1 protein-coding gene is annotated in these 1,019 nt (G+C 62.9%); it reads left to right on the forward strand.

The features are described 5' to 3' along the window. The first annotated feature begins 122 nt into the window (after positions 1-122). Positions 123-941: a thiolase family protein gene (locus A5646_RS02060; RefSeq protein ID WP_231998214.1), complete on the forward strand. Its 819-nt coding sequence runs from the start codon at positions 123-125 to the stop codon at positions 939-941. The last annotated feature ends 78 nt before the right edge of the window (positions 942-1,019 follow it).

Here is a 1,019-nt window from a genome sequence, read left to right on the forward strand (position 1 = left end):
GTAGCGGTCGGCAACATTTTGCGCGGTCTCGATCATGCTGATGTAAGCGTTGCGGGCCAACAAAACCGGGTTGGGCGCTGATGAAGGGCGACGCAGCGTTCAGTCCCCGGGGTCCGGTCCTCATGCTCGACACCATGTGGAGCGGCGCTGGAGGACCGCCCAACCCGGTTTTGTTGGCCCGCAACGCTTACATCAGCATGATCGAGACCGCGCAAAATGTTGCCGACCGCTACTCACTGGACCGCGAGGAGATCGATGCCTTCGCGCTGCGGTCCCAGCAACATGCCAAGGCTGCGCGTGATCGAGGACGGCTAGCCAAAGAGATTATGTCCGTGCCGATTCCGGCGACAAAAAAGACACCTGCCCGGCTGGCAGAACATGATGAGTTCATCCGCGATGACACCACCGCCGAGGCGCTGGCGGCTTTACCGGCCCAGCCCGGAACGACTCAAATGACGGCGGCCAACTCCTCGCCTTTAAGTGATGGTGCCAGTGCCGTGGTCATCGCTTCCGGGGAGCGAGCCGGCGAGCTCGGCATTCAGCCGTTAGCCCGAGTGGTATCGAGTGCGGTCTATGGCATCGACCCGCTCATTATGGGCGTGGCCCCCGCATGGGCGATCCCGGCCGCGATCCGGCGGGCAGGACTCAGCCCCGAGCAGATCGACGTGTGGGAGGTGCACGAGGCGTTCAGCGCCCAGGCGCTGGGCGTGCTGCGGGAATTGCCAAACCAGCTGGACGGTTTCGTGGTGCCCGATGACAAGCTGACACCCAATGGCGGTGCGGTCGCGATCGGACATCCCTTCGGGGCTACGGGTACTCGCTACTTGTTGACGCTGGCGACCGAATTGCGTGAACGAGCCGCCCATTATGGGGTGATCGGGGTCTGTATCGGTTCTGGTCAGGCAGTAGCAGTGGTTTTGGAAAACGTTGGCGCAGAATAGGAGCCGTGCACACTCCACCGCCGAAGGTGGGCACGCTTTGACGCACGACACTCCAGATCGGGCCCAAGCGGGATGGCG

Origin of the sequence: Mycobacterium sp. 1245499.0 (genome assembly GCF_001673615.1) — a bacterium.
Classification (GTDB): Bacteria; Actinomycetota; Actinomycetes; order Mycobacteriales; family Mycobacteriaceae; genus Mycobacterium; species Mycobacterium europaeum_A.

Excerpts from the sequence above, each read along its gene's own strand:
- A5646_RS02060 (WP_231998214.1), top strand. The coding sequence starts at position 123 with ATGCTCGACACCATGTGGAGCGGCGCTGGAGGACCGCCCAACCCGGTT.